Below are 17,754 nucleotides of genomic sequence, written 5' to 3' on the forward strand. Positions count from 1 at the left end.
CCCCGCCCGTCCGCCGGATCCGCGGACAACCTTGCCGGTCGCCGCACCAGCCGCGGCCCGGCGGCGGGAACTGCGGCCGCCGGTTGCGGAGGTGCCATCAGACGCTGTCTCCCCGGCGGTGGCCCGGCGGTCGGAGCCCCGGCTCCCCGTCCTGGTGGCTGCACCTGTCGCCGCTTTGGCCCCGCCGCCGTTTCGGCGTCGGCGGCCGGATCGCCTGCCGGGCTCGGTGTCGGTCTTCCCGTTCGGGCGGGAGGCCGTCGGTGTCGCCGGCTGGGGGACCTCGATGGTGACGGCCACGCCGGAAGGCTCGCGAGCACCGGTGATGGTGGCCAGTTCCGCGTCGCTGGAGGTGACGCGGGCCGTCCGGGGGCGGATGCCCGCGTCCGACATGAGCTGGGTGACGTCCCGTTTCTGGGCGGGCAGGACCAGCGTGACCACGCTGCCGGAGCCGCCGGCGCGGGCCGTGCGGCCGCCCCGGTGGAGGTAGTCCTTGTGGTCGGTGGGGGGATCGACGTTCACGACGAGGTCGAGGTCGTCGATGTGTATGCCCCGGGCCGCGACGTTCGTCGCCACCAGGGCGGTGACCTGGCCGTTCTTGAACTGTTCCAGGGTGCGGTTGCGCTGCGGCTGGGAGCGGCCTCCGTGCAGTGCCGCCGCGCGGACGCCGACGGCCAGGAGCCGCTTGGCGAGCCGGTCCGCGGACCTCTTGGTGTCGAGGAAGAGGATGACCCGGCCGTCACGGGCCGCGATGCGCGTGGTGACGGCCTTCTTGTCGGTCTCGTCCTGGACGTGGAGCACGTGGTGCTCCATGGTGGTCACCGCTCCCGCCGACGGGTCCACGGAGTGCACCACGGGGTCGGTCAGGAACCGCTGCACCAGGCGGTCGATGTTGCGGTCGAGGGTGGCCGAGAAGAGCATGCGCTGTCCGTCGGGCCGTACTTGCTGGATCAGCTTGGTGATCTGTGGCAGGAAGCCCATGTCGGTCATCTGGTCGGCTTCGTCCAGCACCGTGATGCGCACGCTGTCGAGCACGCAGTCCCCGCGTTCCACGAGGTCGTTGAGCCTGCCGGGAGTCGCCACGACCACCTCGGCGCCGCGCCGGAGCGCACCTGCCTGCTTGGTGATGGACAGCCCACCGACCACGGCGGCCAGGCGGAGGTTCACTGCGGTCGCGTAGGGGGTCAGCGCGTCCGCCACCTGCTGGGCGAGTTCACGGGTGGGCACCAGCACCAGGGCGAGGGGTGCCTTGGGCTCTGCGCGCAGTCCGGCTGTGCGGGCCAGGAGCGCCAGGCCGAACGCGAGGGTCTTGCCGGAGCCGGTGCGTCCGCGTCCCAGCAGGTCACGGCCGGCGAGCGAGTTGGGCAGCGTGGCGGCCTGGATGGGGAAGGGGGTGGTCACGCCCTGGGCGGTGAGGGTCTTCAGCAGTCCCGCGGGCATGTCCAGACCGTCGAAGTCCTCGACGGCGGGAAGTGTGGGTGTCGTGCTTTCCGGCAGCCGGAATTCCCTCGGTGACGACGCGGACCGTGGGGGTGACGAGGCGCGCCGGTTCGACTTCTGGGGCCTACGGGGCATGCAGTTATCTGCCTTCCTGGAAACAGCACAAACCGGGGTCCGCACCATGACGGTGCGAACCCCGGTGAGCGGATACGCGTCCGACGATCAGGCGGGGACGATGTTCTCCGCCTGCGGGCCCTTCTGGCCCTGCGTGACGTCGAACGAGACCTGCTGGCCCTCCTGGAGCTCACGGAAGCCCTGGGTCGCGATGTTCGAGTAGTGGGCGAAGACGTCGGGGCCGCCGCCGTCCTGCTGGATGAAGCCGAAACCCTTTTCGGCGTTGAACCACTTCACGGTTCCCTGTGCCATGACCTTCTCCTTCTGTAGGCAGAGGCCCCATCCGGAGATGCCGGAAACAAATAATGCGCCTGAAGGAGAAACATTCCTGTCAGGCGCGCATAGGTTCATGGGTACCACAACTGCAACGCCGAGACCGTAGCACGGCTCGGCGGCCCGTGGTGGATCATCGAGGCGCGCGCCGCTCCTCAGGGCCTTCGATGATCGTGACGTTCGCCTGGCTGTCGCCTTCGTACACGGTCCGGGGCCCGAACCGGCCGCCGGCGGCCCCAGCGGGTGGCCGAGGGCGATCGTTCCGCCGTTGACAGCTGCGTACGCGGAGGTGGTGAATGCGGGCACATGGGGTGAGCCCGCGGTCCCGGACTCGGTCCGCGCTGGTGAACGTCACCTCGGCGATCTTCGCCACGGGCATGCCCTGCGCGGACAGCAGCACCATCTGGGCCTGCGGCCAGGTCACCACCGCCCCAGTGCCTCCACAGAGCCGGCGCCGGCCGGGGCCGACCGACCTCGGAATTCGCCGCATTCGCCGGCCTGCTGTCCCAGACCAGTGCATCCGGGCGGTGATCAACCGCGAATAGCCGGAGACCATCACCAGCACCGGCGGCCGGCCGGTCCGTCCACAGCCCGGCGGGATATCGACGTCGGGGAACCACAGGTCGCACTGGGCCAGCTTGCCCGGACGATACGTTGTCCGCGACACCGGGTCGACCGGAGCACAGGCGGGGCGAAGCTCGCGGATCCGGTCCTTGAGGATCGGCATCCCCCTCCCCCAACCGATCCGCTCGGCGATCACCGTCGCTCACCCACCCACACTGGAACACCTGCAACGACGCCCCGCGCCAGGTCGGCCCTCAAGCACGCAGGCTCCCCCGACCCGACGCAGTGCGATGGACGAGCACGAGCCCACCTACCCTCGGGCCGAGGTCCGGCTCCCGGACGGCCAACGAATCCGGGTGGCAGTGACGCGGTGTCGGCCCGACCGTGGTGCGACTGCGAGCTGGAGATTCCCGACCGTCGACCGAAGCCACGGGCTGAGCCCGGTCATCGCATGGTTCCGCTTTCTACCGGCGGAGGGGCTGTATTCCGGCCGTGAACCATTCCTGACTACTCACCCGGCTGGCGTGACTCCAAAGCAAGCGCCTTGAGCGTTCCTCTGGTCGTCACGATCATCTCTCCAGCGCCAAGAGCTCGGAGGGCACTGATCCTGTGTGAGTGGGGCGATCTCTCCACGATCTGTCCGTCCGGTCGCAGGCGGAAGAGTGCGCCTTCGCTGGCCACGACGAACCCGCCATCTGCTCGCATCACACCGCTCACCAGCGGCTGTCCGACATCCACCCGCCACAGTGTCGATCCGGTGTCGGGGTCTGCGGCGAGATAGCCGGCGCGCGACTCCCGCAACCACACAACGCCGCCGACGAGCCCTGCACCCTCAGCTACCAAGTCGACGTCATGGCGGATGAGCTCATCGGCAGCTCCTGATAACTGAAGGCGCATCAAGGACCGCGGGCCCAGGCGCGCGAGACAGTGATCAGGGCCGACGGCAGTGAACACCGGGCGAAGCTCACTGTCGGCCAATGGCTCGGGCAATTGCCAGCGAGCCATCTCACTGCCGTCGCGTGGATCGATCAGCCACGCCTCCGGACCATGGCCCATCAGCACACCGCCGCCCCACGACACTGGAAGCGCCGTGTGCGCAGGCAACGGCGTCTGCCACAAAGGCCGCCCGTCCCGGAGATCGAACGCGGCCAGGGGGGTGTAGCCGCGCCAGCCACCGACGAGAACAGTGTCTGTGGAAGCGACGACATGCCCGGAGAGGCGAGGCAGCTCCACGTGCCACAACGCTGCCCCCGTCCTGAGATCGAGGCAGGACAGCTGGTGGGGACTCTGCGGCAGGACCAGGCAACGGCCGTTGGCTGTCACGAGGTCGCGCAGCCCTGTGCCTATGGGGGCATCCCAGCGGACGGAGCCGTCTTCACGGTCCAAGCAGACGAGGCGGGTGTGACGCTCGTGCACGACGACGCGGTCTTCCGTCACAAGGAACGACGAAGCGGAACCCCTTTGATGGAGATCTCGCTCCCACCGCGTTTCCCTGATCATCCGCCCAGTTGACCTGGCAAGTCCCCGTTGCAGCAAGCGCATCAATTCCAGCGGCATTGGCCCTCTTGGCCAGCAGAGCGCCCTGCTGCGAGGTACTCGGCCCAGGAGGTCTTCTGCATAGTTCGCCCAGCGGCGGGTGCCCGGAATCGGAACGACGTCGTCGCCCCGGTGCTGCACCCAGGCCAGCGCCAACTGGCCGGCGGTAACGCCTTCCTCGGCGGCGAGTTCGTTCAGCTTCGCCACGATGGCGAAGCTCCCGCCCGGCGTCAGCCGTCGCCACCGCCCGCTATGGCGCGCAGGGCGCGGCAGTGGTCGGCGAACACGGCCCGGCCGTCTGCCGTGAGGGCGAGCCAGGTGCGCGGACGCTTGCCGACGTATCCCTTGGTGACCGCTACATAGCCGGCCTTCTCCAGGGTGGCGACCTGCCGTGACAGGACCGAGTCGCTCACCTCGACCGTATCGCGGACGAACGCGAACTCGGCTTTCTCGGCGGCTGCCAGGGTCGCCACGATGGAGAAACGGACCGGGGCGTGGATGACCTCGTCCAGCCCGTGGCGCGGGTGGCTACCGGGGCGCGCGGCGGCTCCGGTCGCTGCGTCGACGTCCGGCGGTGCCGTGATCGCGTCGTGCGGGTCCGTCATCGTCGGGCCTCCAGGTATCCGCCGATCAGGCCGGGCAGGGCGACCGCCACCGCACCTGGCATCCACCAGCCTGCGACACCCTGGAACCAGATGAAGCCGGGCACCAGCACCGCCGCATAGAGCAGCGCCCAGGCGCCGACCATGATGGCGATCCGCGTCCCGAACCCCCGCCGGACGACGGGCTGTCGGCCCACGTACACCCACAATCCCGCCATGACGGCACCGAAGACCACACCACTGAACGACGCCGCGTACGCCGGTTTCAGCAGCCCGACGATGAGCAACTGCAGCCCGGCACCACAGCCGAACACGACCTGATACCAGGCAAACCACCGTGTGCCTCTGCGGACCACGGAGCCCAGCTCCTCCGCGCGAGCCAGCGCGGCAGACGCGTCGCTTGAGGCGTATTCCCCCATGTCGATTCCCCCTCGTCGTTCATGTTTTCGACACGCATCATACTGACAAGAACTTTCCAACCTGACAAGTACTTTCCGGCAAGCGTTCGCCAGCTGTTGGGTTTTCGCCGCGAACACGGCCGTGGCAAGGAGGTCCGGAGCCGCCCCGCCCTTCCCTGACCCCAGGAAGGCCAGGCACTGCTGCCCCGGCCACTGGCGCACCGCGCACCGGTAGTCGTACAGCTCGTCGGCGTACTTGTGGCCGAGCTGACTGGAGACGATCCCGCCGATGCCGCAGCCCTCGGCGGCGAGGTCGCCAGGCCCCGCTGCCGACGGCCGGTACGGGGGACCACCCACGTCGAGCGCTGCTCGCGGAAAGAGCCGCACGCTGCGCGCCCCGTCCCTAGCCCGGGAGGCGTGGCCGAACAGCGGCGCGAGCAGCACCATCGATGCGGTGCGCGCCGTTGTGGTGTTGTCGCCGATGCCGCGCTGGCGTCAGACAGCGTCGGGGAAGAAATGCGCCATTGTTCTGGATTGGTAACTTGCGGCGTGTGCAAGGGGTTTTGGGGTGATTGATCTGGAAGATTCCCTTTGCCGGTGACCAGCCGGCAGATCCGTGTCGTAATCGGCGGGGCTCTCGCCGATTACGCGAGGAAGGGAATCTTTCATGTCCTACAGCAAGCGCATCGCCGCCGCCGCGCTCGCGGCCGTCGCGGTCGTCGGCGTCGGCGCACTTCCCGCTTCCGCCGCGGACCGTGGCTACGACCACGGCCGTCACCACGGCTACCACGGCCGTCACCACCGCTACCACCACGACCGTGACGGATGGCGGCACGGCGGTGAGGGCTTCCGGGGTGAGGGATGGCGGCACGACCGCGACGGCTTCCGCGGATGGCGGCACGCCCGCCACGACTGGCGGTAGGCCGACGAGGCGTCAGGTGCCGCGCGTTGAGCCGGTCCGGGCCAGGTGATGAGACCTGCGGATGTGAGCGGGTGTCATCAAAGGCTTGATTCGGATTCGGCCGGGCAGCCGGCTCCGGGCACCGCGAACCGAGTGTGCGGCAGGCCCGCCAGCCCGGAGTTCACTGCTCAGGGCCGGCGGGCCTGTCGGCGTTGCCCGCCTGTCGCAGCGCCCAGCCGGCCGACCCCCCGAGGGTTTTCTCGTTCGCCATGGTCGGCACCGCACTGAGGCGATCACGCGGCGAGCAGCCGTTCACGAGAACCGGCCACCAGGGCGTACGGGCCGACCTGGAGCAGCTGCACGAGCGGGCCCGCCGCAAGGCGTCGTCGGTCGACACCAGCCGGGCCTGCCTGCTCTGGGGGCGTAGGCGGGGCAGGGTTTGCGGGCGGTCGTGCGCAGCGGGATGACCGCGCCGTCGGCTGCCTCGTTCCGGCTGGACGGTCGGCGCGGGTGGCATCCATGGTGCAACTCCTCGAAGGCGGTGGTGGTCATCGCCGCAGCCTGGGGCGAGGAGGGGCCGACCGGGCGCGCCCCCTGGCGGCTGAGTACGAGTCAATCGCTTGAGGGGCAGGCAGGCCCGCAGCCGGGTTGCGAGGTAGCAAACCCCTTGCTGGCAGATCGCAGCGGGGGTGACTGAACGATCAACTACAACTTTGCCTATTCTTGGTACATTTGGGCAAGGGTTTACATCAGTCTCTTCCTCAACGGGCGGCGATTCCAAGCGCATTGGCATCAATCGCCCCTCCCCCACGTATGAAGCGAGAGGAACGAACATGGTGACGAACAGAGCGCTGCGCCACGGCGCCCGGGCGGTGGCCCTGACCGCGACGGCGGTGGGCATGGTGGCGGCGATGGCCCTGCCCGCCGCCGCCGACAGCGGCCCCACCCGTAAGGAGCTCATAGCCGACTGCGCCTCCGGCCTGGGCAAGTGCAGCTTCAACGACCCGGTGCTCGGCAAGGCGTACCTCGGCGACTTCCGCCAGGTCTCCGACTCGCTCTACAACTGCAGTACCTCGCCCGCGACCCAGTCGATGACCTGGTCCGACACCGTGGGCTCCACGGACTCCGTCGGCGTGTCCATCACCACGGGCGGCAAGATCGCGGACATCATCGACCTCAGCGTGACGGCGAACTACAGCCACACCTGGTCGAGTTCCCACTCCGAGTCCAGCTCCCTGAACATGACGGTGCAGCCGGGCGAGGTCGGCTGGATCTCCCGCGCCCAGGTGATGCAGACCGTCTCGGGCACCTGGCAGACGCACTACGACAGCCCCAAGTGGAGCCACTACTACTGGTACGTCCCGGACACCGTCACCGGCCCCGCACCCAACGCCACGGACGGTGTGAGCAACGCCGTCGTCGTCAAGAGCCGCAAGATGACCCCGCAGGAGCAGGCGTCCTGCTCCGCGAAGAGCCACCAGGGGAAGACCTTCAGCCTCAGCCGGTGACGCCGCGAACGAGCGGCTGCGCCCCAGCCTGACTAAGGGCGGTGGGAGGTGCCCCCCAGCTCGACTGTTTGGGCGCCGGCGAGGCCGACCTGGGCGGGCACTCGTACGGCGGCTGGATCGCCCTGCACCACACCCTGCGGGCGCCCGCCCGGGTGCGCCGCCTGTTCCTCCTGGACCCGACCCGGTGTTTCGCCGGGTTCAAGGCGGCGTACCTGCTGCACGCCCTGCCGATGCTGGTGCGGCCCACGCCCCGCCGGGTCCGCGCCTTCCTGGAGTGGGAGACGGGGGCCGCCGGGGGAGCACCCCTGGACCCGGACTGGCTCGCCTTGCAGGAGGCGGCAGCCGGTTTCCCGGCCCTCAAGCCGGTCACCGGACCACGCCCGGCGCCGGACGTGCTGCGGGCGCTGGAGGTGCCGGTCCTGCTGCTCGTGGCTGCGAACAGCAGGACCCTCCCGCAAGCTCTCGGCTTCGCTCGAGCAGGGGCCCATCTCGGACGAAGTAGCGGCGAGGGCCGCTGAGACGCTGCCGCGCGTCGAGACCGCCGTACTGCCCGGCGTCTCCCATCACAGGCTCCCACAGTCCACACCGACGGACCTCACCGGTCGCCTCACCGCGTTCCTGTCCGGCGCCTGATGCTCCCGGCCCTCACCCCACCTTCTCGATCAGTGCGTGGCGGATGAGGAACTTTCCCGGTTCCCGGACCTGTTCGAAGGCCGCGTTGTTGAGCAGGACGCAACTGCCTGAGACCGAGGTGACCTTTACCGTCGTGGACTTCTTGTTGTCCAGGTTGGTGACCTTCAGGGCCGTCCCCGCCGGGAACTGGTCGCTGGACGCGGCCGGGGCACCGCCCTCGCCGGAGAGCGTGACGGTGGAGCCGTTGCAGACCTGCCGACCGGATGCGGCGGCACCACCGGCGCTACCGCCTCCGCCGGCGGCGGACTGCGAGGGCTGTGCGCTCGCCTGGGCACCACCGGGCTGCTGCTGCCCCGTCCGGGAGCCCTGAGCCGACTCCCCAACGGTGCAACCGGCCGCCTTCTGCTGGACCTTGATCTGCGCGACGACCGCCTGCCGGTTGGCGATCCGGGCCGCCGACTGGGCGTCCGGATTCGCCTGCTGCCCGGCGATGAACCGCTCGTTGTTGCCGAGAGCGGTGGCGAGTCCCCGGCAGGCGGTCGGGTCCCCGGCCGACAGCGCCTTCGCGTGCTGCGCGGGCTGGGCGGCGTTGGACGTGGTGGCGAGCGCGAAGGCCCCGCCGCCCGCCACGGCCGCGGCAGCGACGAGCAGCGCGAGCGTCTTCTTCGGGCCGAGAGTTCTCCTGTGCGACATGCGTGCCTCCTGAAGAGGTAAGGGAACGTACGTCGCAACGTACGAGATGCCGAACGAGGTGACTCAGCGACTACTGGAATCGCTGCTCTCTCCGCAAACCCCGGCGGCAGCAGCATCCAGTGTGCTAGGGGATGCCTCGTAATTGATCTTCAATCAGGTGAGCGTGCGGATGTCCGACCGGTAGGCGGCTCACTCACCCGGTGATGGCGAGGTTGTGCAGGCGGGCGATGCCGAGCATGGCGTGGTGTACGCCGATGCCCTTGAGGCGGCAGTCGCGCAGGATCTTCCAGCCCTTCATGCGGGCGAAGGCGTGCTCGACGCGGGCCCGAACCTGCTTGTGGGATCGGTTGTGTTCCTGCTTCCAGTACGGGAGTTCGGCCTGGCCTTTCGTCCGGCGGCGCGGCTTGACCAGGCCGGTGCCGGGATAGCCGCCGTCCGCGATGGTCGTCGTCTTGCCGACGGCGTCCTTCGCGCCGGATTCCGCCCATGCTCAGCGGTCGTTGCGGTTGCCGGGCAGCGGCCGGCCGACCGCGACGATGAGACGGGTGCCAGCGTCGATGACGACCTGGTGATTGGTCGAGTAACGGTAGGTAGTTCTTCGACTGCTCGGCCACCGTGTGGTCGCGGGTAGGTACCAGGGTGCCGTCCACAATGAGCACCGCGTCTTTCGCGAACCGCTGGCGCGGCTGGATCGCCAGCTTGGGGCCGATGTGGTCGGTGATCCGGTCAGCGGCGGACTTGGAGACGCCGAAGAGCGGGGCAAGCTGACGCAACGTCAGGTTCGTGCGCCAGTACGCCGCAATCAGCAGCACCCGATTCTCCAACGGAAGGCCCCACGGCCGCCCGCGCCGCGGCTCGTCCGCGATCTGGCGGCGCACCTCGGTCACCAGCTTGCCGAAGCAGCGCGGGCTCAGCTCGCCACCGCTGTTCGAACCCCAAAGGCCACCAGCACGGCTCCTGCCAGGCGACTCATCCACTGTCGAGATCGAGGCGTGTCGATCGCCTCGCCCGCGGAGGCGATTCACGAATGTCCAGAACAGCAGCCACACCAGCACGACGGCTACATGCGCGATCGCAAGTTCGACGCCTCCCGCGCGAAGTCCCAATGGGACACCTACGAGTACGTCAATCCGGCCAAGGAGTGGGACGGCCTCGGGCCGCCGTCCGCCGCCAAGGAAGCCGAACTGTCCAAGCTGACCAAGGCCCCCAGGACACAGCCTGACCGGGTCTGGTGGAGGTGGCTCCAGCAGAAGGACAACTACCCCAGGTTCGAGGACTACCGGGATGCGAAGTTCATCACGAACTCCGGGAACGACCCCCGCGGCAAGGCCTTCGAACGGAAGGTGATCAAGGATCACGGGCTGGTCGGACCGGACTGGATCTGCCAGAAGGAGGTCGAGTTCAAGGACCCCGAGACCGGCGAGACCTACCGGCGCAAGCTCGACGCCTACAACACGCGCACAAAGCAGATCCTGGAGATCAAGTCCAACGGCAGCCCGGACCGCAGGGAAATCCCCAAGGACCTGGCGTGGGCCAAGGACCCCAACTGGAAGGACAGCCGGTCTGTTTGATCCGCCGAGCTGTGCGCCGAGCAGATGTGATCCGCAAGGGGGACGGCCTCCAGGTCGTCGTCAAGGACCGTCCAGTACTTTTGCCCGGACGGCAGCACCACGGGAAACGCCCGCATCAGCAACTCCTGCTTCGAGTCGTACAACAACCCGCCGCAGAGCCACACCCCCCGAGAACGAGTCCCGGAAGGTCAACGAACCTCCATCACCACACGTCACAGCACACCCGATCCACACCCGGAGAAAGAGGGTTTCCGCCGGCGCCGTAGCGATGAGTGGGTTCTTGGCAAGATGTACAGGGGCCGATTTGTCGCGGCGTGCAGCGCAGCTCCGCCGTCACGACCCTGCGGTCGTGAGGCCGGCGGAGCGGTGTCAGCGGCGTCGCGGGTCTACCCGGCTGCGACCCTGGCGCCACCGTCCAGCCGCCCCCGCGTCGGTGGTCAGCCGACGTTCGACCCGGGCACGCGAGGGACGACCGCTGACCGGTACCCCGTTGCCCCGCCCGGGAGGACATTTGACTCAGAAAAAGGTTTTGTCCCAGCTGTCCGTTCCGATGGCGCGGATGGCATTCTCGAAGCCGTTGGCGATCCGCTGAATCCCGGCGTCGCCGGAGATGAAAATGTCATCATTGTCGGCCAGTAGCACAACGTCTTCGGTATCCCAGGCCGTACCGATCAGCACGACGGGCTGGCCGATGCGCTTTGCGTCGATGCGAACGTTCCTGGGGAGGGCGTGCGTTGCCTCCAGGGTCCTCTCTACGGAGGTCGTGAGTTCAACTTCGCGCTGCCGCCACGGCCAGATCACGGTGAGTTCGCCGTAGTCGGCCAGGAAGTCCCGCAGGCGAGAGCTGACTTCGTAGCCTTCTTCGGCGTATCGGCGGCAGGCGACCTCGACGTCCAGCGGACCGGCCTCAATGCGTGCCTCTCCCGCAACGGCAGCGCGCAGCCGCTGAACCGCTGGACGGTCAGGGGTGTTGTTCATCCTGTCAGGACCTCTCCTCCGAAGCCGGGCACCCACGTCTTGCAGTTGTCACACATGGGGAATTTCTTTCCCTTTGTGTTGATGGTCACCAGGTCGATGTTCTTCGGGTCTGCGCCATCCTTGATCGCGTTGGTGAACATTCGTGGTTCACCGCAGACGTTCGCCGGACGGCCATCTTTTGTATCCGAGGTGGCTGCGCAGCTCTGCCGGCACGAGCTACGCGGCGGAGTCGCGATGGGTGATCCCACGACGTTGGAGATGCTGCACTCCGTGTGGGAGCGTTGGCGCCCCGGCAGAAGCACATGACGTGCGGGATGCACCTCCGGCCGCTCCAGGCGCCCGGGGGACGTCTTCTTAGTCGCCGACCGAAGAGTCCACGGATGCGCCCCATGCGGCCGCGTCGGCCGCGATCGCCTGCAACGCGGACAGGTGGTCGGTGAGAGCAGTCCTGCCCGCAGCACTCAGGCGAAGCCACGTCCTGGGCCGCTTCCCGACGTAGCCCTTACGCACCTTGATGTACGAGGCCGACTCAAGGACCGCGGCCACCTTGCTCAGCGCGGACTGGGATACCGCGCACCCCTCCTGGACGGCACGGAACTCCGCCTCCGCGCAGCCCGAGAGAAACGCCATCACTGCGAGCCGGGTGGGGTGATGAATCAGTTCGTTGAGCGCGGGAGGGCGTGGACCGGTGCTCATGCGGCGCCCGTCATGGAGCGCTCCCGGTGCAGCAGCAGCCAGTTCACCAGACCACCGCTGACACCCGTGGTGATGAACAGGCCGGCCAGCCCGAAGGCGAGGCACAGCACGGCGGCCGGAGCGAGCGGAACCAGGTACGCCGTCGTGAGAAGTCGCCCACTGATGAACCGAGGGACGGTCTGGATGATTCCGGGGCGGCGTTCGATCCGCTGGGCGAGGGCGCACTGGACGACCAGCAGTACGGCGCCCGCGAGTTGGCAGCCTGCTGTCAGCTGCCAGGGGGCGGTGGTGACGACCCACTGGAGACCGATCAGTGTGAACCCGGCTGCGAACAAGAGGCCGTTGGCGGCCGGATACCACGACGGCAGCGGGCGGGGCCGTTGGGCGGCTGCTGTACGGGCCGTCTCGGCGATGCGCAGTGCCGCTGCGGCCCTGGCAGCGCTGGTCGCGGGTGTGTCATCCATCGGTAAACCTCCAAAAGACCAGTACAACACGTCATTTGAGATAGTGGCATTTACATTCCCAGCTGGCAAGTACTAGCGTGGCAGGCATGCTGGCCGGTGCGGAGAGCACGGCCGGGCGCGCCCACAGCCGCGCCGTTACACAAGACCGCAAGCGCAATGGGGGGAGATGCCTGTGTTCAACGGGTTGAGCAAGGGGACCGACGACAGGCTGGTGGAGGGGACATGACGGTGACTGCGGACGCCGTTCGGATGACCGACGGCACGACGTACGACCTCGCGATACGCACCACCGGACTGCGTATGCGGTACGGACAGCGGGATGTTCTCGACGGGATGGACCTCGAGGTACGCCGGGGGGAGCTGTTCGCGCTGCTCGGTCCCAACGGAGCCGGCAAGAGCACCACGATCGAGATCCTCGAGGGCTACCGACGCCGTTCCGCAGGCGACGTCGAGGTGCTCGGGAGGGATCCCGAGCGGGGCGACCCCTCTTGGCGGGCGCGCATCGGCATCGTGCTCCAGTCCAGTCGGGATCACGGCCGCTGGCAGGTCGGGGACATGCTCGACCACTTCGCCCGGCATTACGCCGACCCCTTCGACGCAGCCGAGCTGATGGAGCGGGTGGGACTCACGGCACAGGCATATCAGCCGCTGAGCACGCTCTCCGGCGGCCAGCGCCGGCGGCTCGACGTCGCCATGGGCATCGTCGGCCGCCCCGAGCTGGTCTTCCTGGACGAGCCGACAACCGGCTTCGATCCCGAGGCACGCCGCGACTTCCACGAGCTGATCGCGGAACTGCGCAACGAACGCGGCATGACCATCGTGCTCACCACACACGACATGACCGAGGCTCAGCAGCTCGCCGATCGCATCGGCATCCTCCAGTCCGGTCGCCTCACCGCACTCGGCACGCTTGAGGAACTCGCGGCGGCGGCCAGCGCCCGGTCCGAGGTCCGCTGGACGGACGAGGACGGAGTGACACAACGGCTGCTCACCGCGGACCCGTCACAGACCCTCTGGGAGCTGCACCAGCAGTTCAACGGCCCTATTCCCGGAATCGAGGTACGGCGTCCAACCCTTGAGGACACCTACCTCGGCATGGTCGGCACCGACCTTCCCGAAGGGTCCGAAACCGACCTCACCGCCGCCCGTACGGAGACATCGTGAACGCATTCCGCCTCGGCCTGCACCGCGGCGCCATCGAGCTGCGCCAGGTCCTGCGCACCCGCAAGGACCTCTACGCGTATCTGACGACTCCCGTGGTCTTCCTGGGTATCGGCTACTGGCGGGCCGGAGGACACAAGGGCGAGATGACCCAGCTGTCCCTGGCCGGCGGCATCGCCTCGACCATCGTCATGTTCGGCCTGATGACGGTGCCGCAGTTTCTCTTCGGCGACCGGGAGGACGGGACACTGCTGCGACTGCGTGGCATACCCGGAGCGATGACGTCCTACCTGACGGGCAAAACACTCTTCGTCCTGGTCAACTTGATTGCCTCGGTTGTGTTGCTGATCGTCGGCGGCGCGACGTTGCTGGGAGCCGATCTCCCGAGCGGTCCGGGGCAGTGGCTCACTCTGTGCTGGGTGGTACTCCTGGGCATCGCTGCCGTGGTGCCGATGGGCGCGGCCATCGGAGCGGTGCTTCCTGCGGCGCGGGAGGCCCTGGCTCTCTACATGCTTCCCGTCATGGGCCTGATGTTCATCTCTGGCGCCTTCGCGCCGCTGCGGAACCTGCCGTCATGGGTGCAGGACTTCGCGTCGGTGTTCCCGCTGCGGTGGATTGCCCAGGGGGTCCGTTCCGCATTGCTTCCTGACGCCGCAAAGGTCTTGGAGCCGACAGGTAGTTGGCAGCTCTTGTCCATGATGGGGGTACTGGCCATCTGGGTAGTTCTGGGATTTCTCCTGGCTCCCCAGTTGCTGCGCCGGATGACCAGCCGCGAGTCCGGCAGCCGACTCTCGGAACGCGAGCAGAAGCGTGTGGCCAAAACGGCCTACTGATGCAGCGGGCGGGCCTGCACAGGCTATTGCCTGTGCAGGCCCACCCCGGGACCCCGTCAAGCGCTGATGTACTGCCGTGCTATGAGTGCGGCTTCGGTTCGACTCGTCACGCCGAGGCGTTCGTAGAGGTCAGCCACGCGCCGATGGAACGTCCGAAGCGAGACGCCCAATTCACGCGCCCGGGCGAGGTCCTTTCCCGGCTTGAGAATGAGGGCCAGCAGCTCTTGGTCGGCGGGTGCCAGACGGAGACGCTCCTCCGTGAGCTGCCCGAGTCCGGTGGCCTGTTCCCACGCCTGCGAAAAGAGACCCCGCACCACCACCAGATCGGACTCCTTCGTGATCACGGCGCCGCCCTCAGGGTCTTCCGGGTTCGTGTAAAGGAGGGCTGAACGGTTGTCGCAGATCAGCAGGTTGCTCTTGAGGTCTGCCGCGATTCTGATCTCTGCTCCGGCCGCGCTGATCTGGCGGATGTATGCGCGAGTCGAAGCATCATCCAGCGCGGCGGAGTCAAACAGATAGCGTATTGCCACACGCCGTCGGAGCCAACGGAACGTCAGGTATTCATGAAGCTCAAGGCGATCCGGAGTCAGCCGGTCCAGCCGGAGGGCAGCAAGTACTTCATGATGGGTGGCGAAGGCCAGGTCCTCGATCTGTTCGCGTATTTCCTCCGGGCTGCTCAAGCGGCGTATGTGGACGCCACCTTGGCATCTTTCCGCTGATGCCGTATCGATATCACCAAGAAAAGGTTCCACGTTAAACATTTCCCCCCGAGGTCCACTGGACCCTTGCATGCGACTCAGCCCGATCAGGACCCACCCGCTCTAACGCAATGAGCCGGAATCGCCCCCCTCGATCACAACGAGTCGGAAAACAGTCTCCCCGATCATAATGAGTCGGACATGACCATTCCACCGTGATCGCCTGAACTTCGCAGGTATATACCAAGAGTAACCCTCAGCGTCACAGGCGAAAATGCGCCATGTATTGCCGTGCTTGAGCTGGAACGATTGAAAGGTCGGCATCATGCCGGGTACTCGCCTCAAATGAAAGGGTTTCCGTCAGTGATCTACTTGCCGCTACCGAACCGTCCGTCACCCCCCGACCTCGAGCCCATCAGAAGCGCCATCCAGGATGCACTCAATGATGCCGATGAGTCGGAACGTCCTGGTTTGCGAAGGGCGCTCGACATTGTGGACGAGTTCATCTCCGCCGACCGGTCCCCTGCCACGGAAGAGTGGGCTCGGAAGGCGCTTGCCGTTGCCGGAGTCGATCCAAAAGCCAAGGAGATCAAGGCAATTCAAGCGCTCCGGGCCGCGCGGCCGGGCCTGGGGATGAAGGCGGCAACTACCCTGGTCCGGTCTCTGAGGTCGTAGACCGCGACCGGCACGGAGCCGGTGTCTCTGGCGCTTGCGGGTTTTCCTACAGGGGAGGGGCGCCGGCGGGTCCTCCCTGATCGCGATCCTCAGAGACCAGAGCGCCGGCGCTCGGCCGCTCGCACTCGACTCGGGGCTGATTGCCGCTGGCGTGGCAGCAGTTCGCCCCTCCACCGGGCAACAGTGCGGTGCGAGGGTCGCGGTGCAACAGGACACATGCTGCCAACAGGATTCGCTGAGGAACCGTCCGATCGTCGATGCCGAGCAGCAAGGCAGCAACGACGGCGCCGGCAAGGAACAGCAAACCGACCACTGCAATCACGGGCGGGTGGCCGAAGCCGACGACCAGGCTGGCGGTCAAAGCTGCGGGTCGGACATTCAGTACGCGGCGTTCGCTCATGCATCCAGGTTGGCAATCCGGTGTCCTCAAACTCCTACATGATCACGGGTACATGCTGTTGGCTTGCTGAACATGCCTCGCGACTACAGCCGAGCCGACCGCGAGTTGGCCGAGCAGATCCAGGTGTCCCCACGTCAGATCGAACGATGGCGTGATGAGGGATGCCTGCGTTCTCCTGCGCAGTCGCACCCGTCAGGGGTGCCGGGGTCGTCCTCCGCGCATCCGCCGGACGCCACTGACCAAGCCGACGCGGTGCGGGCCTTGCTAGAAGCAGGCCCCCTCCTGTTCCCTGGTCCGAAGACCTCATTCGATGAAGTGCGCATCAGGCTGTGGTGGTCAGGCCGGTTCGTCGAGATCGAGCACTTACGGGCCAGCTACCTTGCCCTCCTCGGCCTTCTCGACCCGAGCGTGCGCGGCTACAAGAACGTCGCTCACGCGAAGCAACTCGCAAACGCCATAGTCGGCCGGGCCAGCAGGCCCCAGTCACTACGGTTGTGGATCGAGGCGCTCAAGCTAGCGAACAAGCACGGCGGCCGTTCCTGCGCTGATGCCGCAGAGCAGATACGGCTCGGATTGGCAGTGATGTTCACGCTGCTGCAAGGGGGCTCACCGAGCGACGACGACGTTATCGACACGATCGACAACCTCGGATTCGACCTCGACGACACCCTCACGGCCCACGACCTGGCGTTCCTGGACCTCGATGCAGTGCGCGCCGCCGTGACTCACGCTGGAAGCGCCGAGATCGAGCAGGGGCGGGATTGCCTGAGGGCTGTGCTCCGTTACGCGGAGACGCTCTCCTACCTCGGTTCGCGACTTGACCGATCCCTGCAGTGGCCCGCGCTGAGCCTGGTGGTCAAGAGGGTACTCACTGCGAATCCGGGCCAACTCTCGACAGCGGTCCCGTGCATGATCGCGATCCGCCGGCAGTTCCTGGCCATCGACGCGGGCTGGGACAAGACCTTCGACCGGCGCCTACGTCGCGCCGAGGCACAGGCCAGCTGCCTGCTGGCAGTGCCCAAACACCTGCACCGATTCATGATGCCAAGCGCCAGAACACGACGACGGCCCAGCCCGAAGCAGTGGCAAGCTCTTATGGACGCGGTCGGAGCATGGGCAGCCCGCCACCCTGATCTGGCCGAGTTGATCGGTAGTGGCGACCAGATGTGACTGTTGAATGCAGAGCCGGACCGAAGTAGGGGGTCTGCCATGTGGGCGCGAGCAGGCAGGACCAGTGGGGCGGGCGGACTGGTGGCGATGACACGCATCGCCCGGGCGGTTGCTAATTGGTATGGAGTCCACGAACTGGTCCAGATCGCCAGCTCGTTGAACCACCTCGGAATTGCCCCAGTGATCAGCGAGAGGTCCGACGCCTGCAAGGCGGCGGCGAGCCGGAAGCGGCCCCCATCTGAAGGGAAGAACTGGCCTCGCCCTACTTGCCCTTATCGACTGGCTGTCCATCCGCTTATGGAAGCCCCTCCGCTGGACGGTCGCGGTTGCGGGCGCGGTCGTGGGCGGCCGAGGGACAGGGGTGCCGTCACGGGTCAGGCCCTCGGCGA

19 protein-coding genes and 4 pseudogenes are annotated in these 17,754 nt (G+C 67.3%); 8 read left to right on the plus strand and 15 right to left on the minus strand.

Annotated elements, in window-relative coordinates:
• The 7 genes and pseudogenes from IEZ17_RS04965 to IEZ17_RS42015 form a co-directional block, all read right to left on the minus strand.
• On the minus strand, positions 1–1,572 hold a 1,572-nt coding region (locus tag IEZ17_RS04965), incomplete at its 3' end, for a DEAD/DEAH box helicase (protein ID WP_189297004.1).
• Between the two features lie 87 nt (positions 1,573–1,659).
• On the minus strand, positions 1,660–1,863 hold the full coding sequence (locus IEZ17_RS04970) for a cold-shock protein (protein ID WP_189296748.1): 204 nt from the start codon (positions 1,861–1,863) through the stop codon (positions 1,660–1,662).
• Between the two features lie 343 nt (positions 1,864–2,206).
• Positions 2,207–2,404: pseudogene (locus IEZ17_RS44365) on the minus strand (hypothetical protein); the annotation flags it as partial.
• Between the two features lie 551 nt (positions 2,405–2,955).
• Positions 2,956–4,005: an outer membrane protein assembly factor BamB family protein gene (locus IEZ17_RS04975; protein ID WP_308427592.1), complete on the minus strand. Its 1,050-nt coding sequence runs from the start codon at positions 4,003–4,005 to the stop codon at positions 2,956–2,958.
• A gap of 48 nt (positions 4,006–4,053) precedes the next feature.
• Positions 4,054–4,203 (minus strand): annotated as a pseudogene (locus IEZ17_RS42010) (aldo/keto reductase); the annotation flags it as partial.
• Positions 4,204–4,214: 11 nt separating this feature from the next.
• Entirely contained in the window at positions 4,215–4,589 is a 375-nt protein-coding gene (locus IEZ17_RS04980) for a winged helix-turn-helix domain-containing protein (protein WP_229851866.1), read from the minus strand.
• Positions 4,586–5,431, minus strand: coding sequence for a hypothetical protein (locus IEZ17_RS42015; RefSeq protein WP_229851871.1), 846 nt, complete (start codon positions 5,429–5,431; stop codon positions 4,586–4,588). The genes IEZ17_RS04980 and IEZ17_RS42015 overlap by 4 nt, the downstream gene beginning before the upstream one ends.
• 220 nt (positions 5,432–5,651) lie before the next feature.
• On the opposite strand from IEZ17_RS42015, the gene IEZ17_RS04990 reads away from it, so the two are divergent.
• The 3 genes and pseudogenes from IEZ17_RS04990 to IEZ17_RS05000 all read left to right on the plus strand — a co-directional run.
• The gene (locus tag IEZ17_RS04990) at positions 5,652–5,906 is read left to right on the plus strand and encodes a hypothetical protein (RefSeq protein ID WP_189296752.1); all 255 of its coding nucleotides are present in this window, start codon (positions 5,652–5,654) and stop codon (positions 5,904–5,906) included.
• Positions 5,907–6,718: 812 nt separating this feature from the next.
• A complete protein-coding gene (locus IEZ17_RS04995; protein ID WP_189296754.1) occupies positions 6,719–7,393 on the plus strand; it encodes a hypothetical protein in 675 nt (224 codons plus the stop codon).
• A 59-nt stretch (positions 7,394–7,452) separates the two neighbouring features.
• Positions 7,453–8,026, plus strand: a pseudogene (locus tag IEZ17_RS05000) (alpha/beta fold hydrolase); the annotation flags it as partial.
• Between the two features lie 12 nt (positions 8,027–8,038).
• On the opposite strand, the gene IEZ17_RS05005 reads toward IEZ17_RS05000, so the two are convergent.
• Complete coding sequence (locus IEZ17_RS05005; protein ID WP_189296756.1) at positions 8,039–8,719, minus strand: SCO2207 family protein; 681 nt, start codon at positions 8,717–8,719, stop codon at positions 8,039–8,041.
• 193 nt (positions 8,720–8,912) lie between these two features.
• A pseudogene (locus tag IEZ17_RS05010) lies at positions 8,913–9,633 on the minus strand (transposase).
• A 150-nt stretch (positions 9,634–9,783) separates the two neighbouring features.
• Here IEZ17_RS05010 and IEZ17_RS05015 point away from each other — a divergent pair.
• Positions 9,784–10,290 carry a hypothetical protein gene (locus tag IEZ17_RS05015; protein ID WP_189296758.1) on the plus strand — a complete coding sequence of 169 codons (507 nt, stop codon included), beginning with the start codon at positions 9,784–9,786 and terminating at the stop codon, positions 10,288–10,290.
• 516 nt (positions 10,291–10,806) lie between these two features.
• Here the strand turns inward: IEZ17_RS05015 and IEZ17_RS05020 are convergent.
• The 4 genes from IEZ17_RS05020 to IEZ17_RS05035 all read right to left on the minus strand — a co-directional run bounded on the left by IEZ17_RS05020 (position 10,807) and on the right by IEZ17_RS05035 (position 12,428).
• On the minus strand, positions 10,807–11,268 hold the full coding sequence (locus tag IEZ17_RS05020; RefSeq protein ID WP_189296760.1) for an SUKH-3 domain-containing protein: 462 nt from the start codon (positions 11,266–11,268) through the stop codon (positions 10,807–10,809).
• Entirely contained in the window at positions 11,265–11,408 is a 144-nt protein-coding gene (locus IEZ17_RS05025) for a hypothetical protein (RefSeq protein WP_189296762.1), read from the minus strand. The genes IEZ17_RS05020 and IEZ17_RS05025 overlap by 4 nt, the downstream gene beginning before the upstream one ends.
• Before the next feature lie 214 nt (positions 11,409–11,622).
• A complete protein-coding gene (locus tag IEZ17_RS05030) occupies positions 11,623–11,964 on the minus strand; it encodes a transcriptional regulator (protein WP_189296764.1) in 342 nt (113 codons plus the stop codon).
• Positions 11,961–12,428 carry a hypothetical protein gene (locus IEZ17_RS05035; RefSeq protein ID WP_189296766.1) on the minus strand — a complete coding sequence of 156 codons (468 nt, stop codon included), beginning with the start codon at positions 12,426–12,428 and terminating at the stop codon, positions 11,961–11,963. Before IEZ17_RS05035 ends, IEZ17_RS05030 begins: the two co-directional genes overlap by 4 nt.
• A 222-nt stretch (positions 12,429–12,650) precedes the next feature.
• On the opposite strand from IEZ17_RS05035, the gene IEZ17_RS05040 reads away from it, so the two are divergent.
• Together IEZ17_RS05040 and IEZ17_RS05045 are read left to right on the plus strand one after the other, a co-directional pair.
• Positions 12,651–13,592 (plus strand): ABC transporter ATP-binding protein, encoded by a 942-nt coding sequence (locus IEZ17_RS05040; RefSeq protein ID WP_373299727.1) that lies wholly within the window; start codon positions 12,651–12,653, stop codon positions 13,590–13,592.
• Positions 13,589–14,422 carry an ABC transporter permease gene (locus IEZ17_RS05045; protein ID WP_229851874.1) on the plus strand — a complete coding sequence of 278 codons (834 nt, stop codon included), beginning with the start codon at positions 13,589–13,591 and terminating at the stop codon, positions 14,420–14,422. The genes IEZ17_RS05040 and IEZ17_RS05045 overlap by 4 nt, the downstream gene beginning before the upstream one ends.
• A gap of 56 nt (positions 14,423–14,478) precedes the next feature.
• On the opposite strand, the gene IEZ17_RS05050 is transcribed toward IEZ17_RS05045, so the two are convergent.
• On the minus strand, positions 14,479–15,102 hold the full coding sequence (locus IEZ17_RS05050) for a response regulator transcription factor (protein WP_189296768.1): 624 nt from the start codon (positions 15,100–15,102) through the stop codon (positions 14,479–14,481).
• Between the two features lie 309 nt (positions 15,103–15,411).
• On the opposite strand from IEZ17_RS05050, the gene IEZ17_RS05055 reads away from it, so the two are divergent.
• Positions 15,412–15,795, plus strand: a complete 384-nt coding sequence (locus IEZ17_RS05055) for a hypothetical protein (RefSeq protein ID WP_189296770.1) — start codon at positions 15,412–15,414, stop codon at positions 15,793–15,795.
• A 46-nt stretch (positions 15,796–15,841) separates the two neighbouring features.
• On the opposite strand, the gene IEZ17_RS05060 is transcribed toward IEZ17_RS05055, so the two are convergent.
• The gene (locus tag IEZ17_RS05060) at positions 15,842–16,195 is read right to left on the minus strand and encodes a hypothetical protein (RefSeq protein WP_189296772.1); all 354 of its coding nucleotides are present in this window, start codon (positions 16,193–16,195) and stop codon (positions 15,842–15,844) included.
• A gap of 63 nt (positions 16,196–16,258) precedes the next feature.
• On the opposite strand from IEZ17_RS05060, the gene IEZ17_RS05065 reads away from it, so the two are divergent.
• Positions 16,259–17,365 carry a hypothetical protein gene (locus IEZ17_RS05065; protein ID WP_189296774.1) on the plus strand — a complete coding sequence of 369 codons (1,107 nt, stop codon included), beginning with the start codon at positions 16,259–16,261 and terminating at the stop codon, positions 17,363–17,365.
• Positions 17,366–17,754: the final 389 nt, after the last annotated feature.

The organism is Streptomyces albospinus (assembly GCF_014648695.1).
GTDB classification, from domain to species: domain Bacteria; phylum Actinomycetota; class Actinomycetes; order Streptomycetales; family Streptomycetaceae; genus Streptomyces; species Streptomyces albospinus.

Bases quoted from the DNA above. Each gene is read 5' to 3' on its own strand.
- IEZ17_RS04970 (WP_189296748.1), bottom strand. From the start codon at position 1,863: ATGGCACAGGGAACCGTGAAGTGGTTCAACGCCGAAAAGGGTTTCGGC.
- IEZ17_RS04975 (WP_308427592.1), bottom strand. From the start codon at position 4,005: ATGCCGCTGGAATTGATGCGCTTGCTGCAACGGGGACTTGCCAGGTCA.
- IEZ17_RS04980 (WP_229851866.1), bottom strand. From the start codon at position 4,589: ATGACGGACCCGCACGACGCGATCACGGCACCGCCGGACGTCGACGCA.
- IEZ17_RS42015 (WP_229851871.1), bottom strand. From the start codon at position 5,431: ATGGTGCTGCTCGCGCCGCTGTTCGGCCACGCCTCCCGGGCTAGGGAC.
- IEZ17_RS04990 (WP_189296752.1), top strand. From the start codon at position 5,652: ATGTCCTACAGCAAGCGCATCGCCGCCGCCGCGCTCGCGGCCGTCGCG.
- IEZ17_RS04995 (WP_189296754.1), top strand. From the start codon at position 6,719: ATGGTGACGAACAGAGCGCTGCGCCACGGCGCCCGGGCGGTGGCCCTG.
- IEZ17_RS05005 (WP_189296756.1), bottom strand. From the start codon at position 8,719: ATGTCGCACAGGAGAACTCTCGGCCCGAAGAAGACGCTCGCGCTGCTC.
- IEZ17_RS05015 (WP_189296758.1), top strand. From the start codon at position 9,784: ATGCGCGATCGCAAGTTCGACGCCTCCCGCGCGAAGTCCCAATGGGAC.
- IEZ17_RS05020 (WP_189296760.1), bottom strand. From the start codon at position 11,268: ATGAACAACACCCCTGACCGTCCAGCGGTTCAGCGGCTGCGCGCTGCC.
- IEZ17_RS05025 (WP_189296762.1), bottom strand. From the start codon at position 11,408: ATGTTCACCAACGCGATCAAGGATGGCGCAGACCCGAAGAACATCGAC.
- IEZ17_RS05030 (WP_189296764.1), bottom strand. From the start codon at position 11,964: ATGAGCACCGGTCCACGCCCTCCCGCGCTCAACGAACTGATTCATCAC.
- IEZ17_RS05035 (WP_189296766.1), bottom strand. From the start codon at position 12,428: ATGGATGACACACCCGCGACCAGCGCTGCCAGGGCCGCAGCGGCACTG.
- IEZ17_RS05040 (WP_373299727.1), top strand. From the start codon at position 12,651: ATGACGGTGACTGCGGACGCCGTTCGGATGACCGACGGCACGACGTAC.
- IEZ17_RS05060 (WP_189296772.1), bottom strand. From the start codon at position 16,195: ATGAGCGAACGCCGCGTACTGAATGTCCGACCCGCAGCTTTGACCGCC.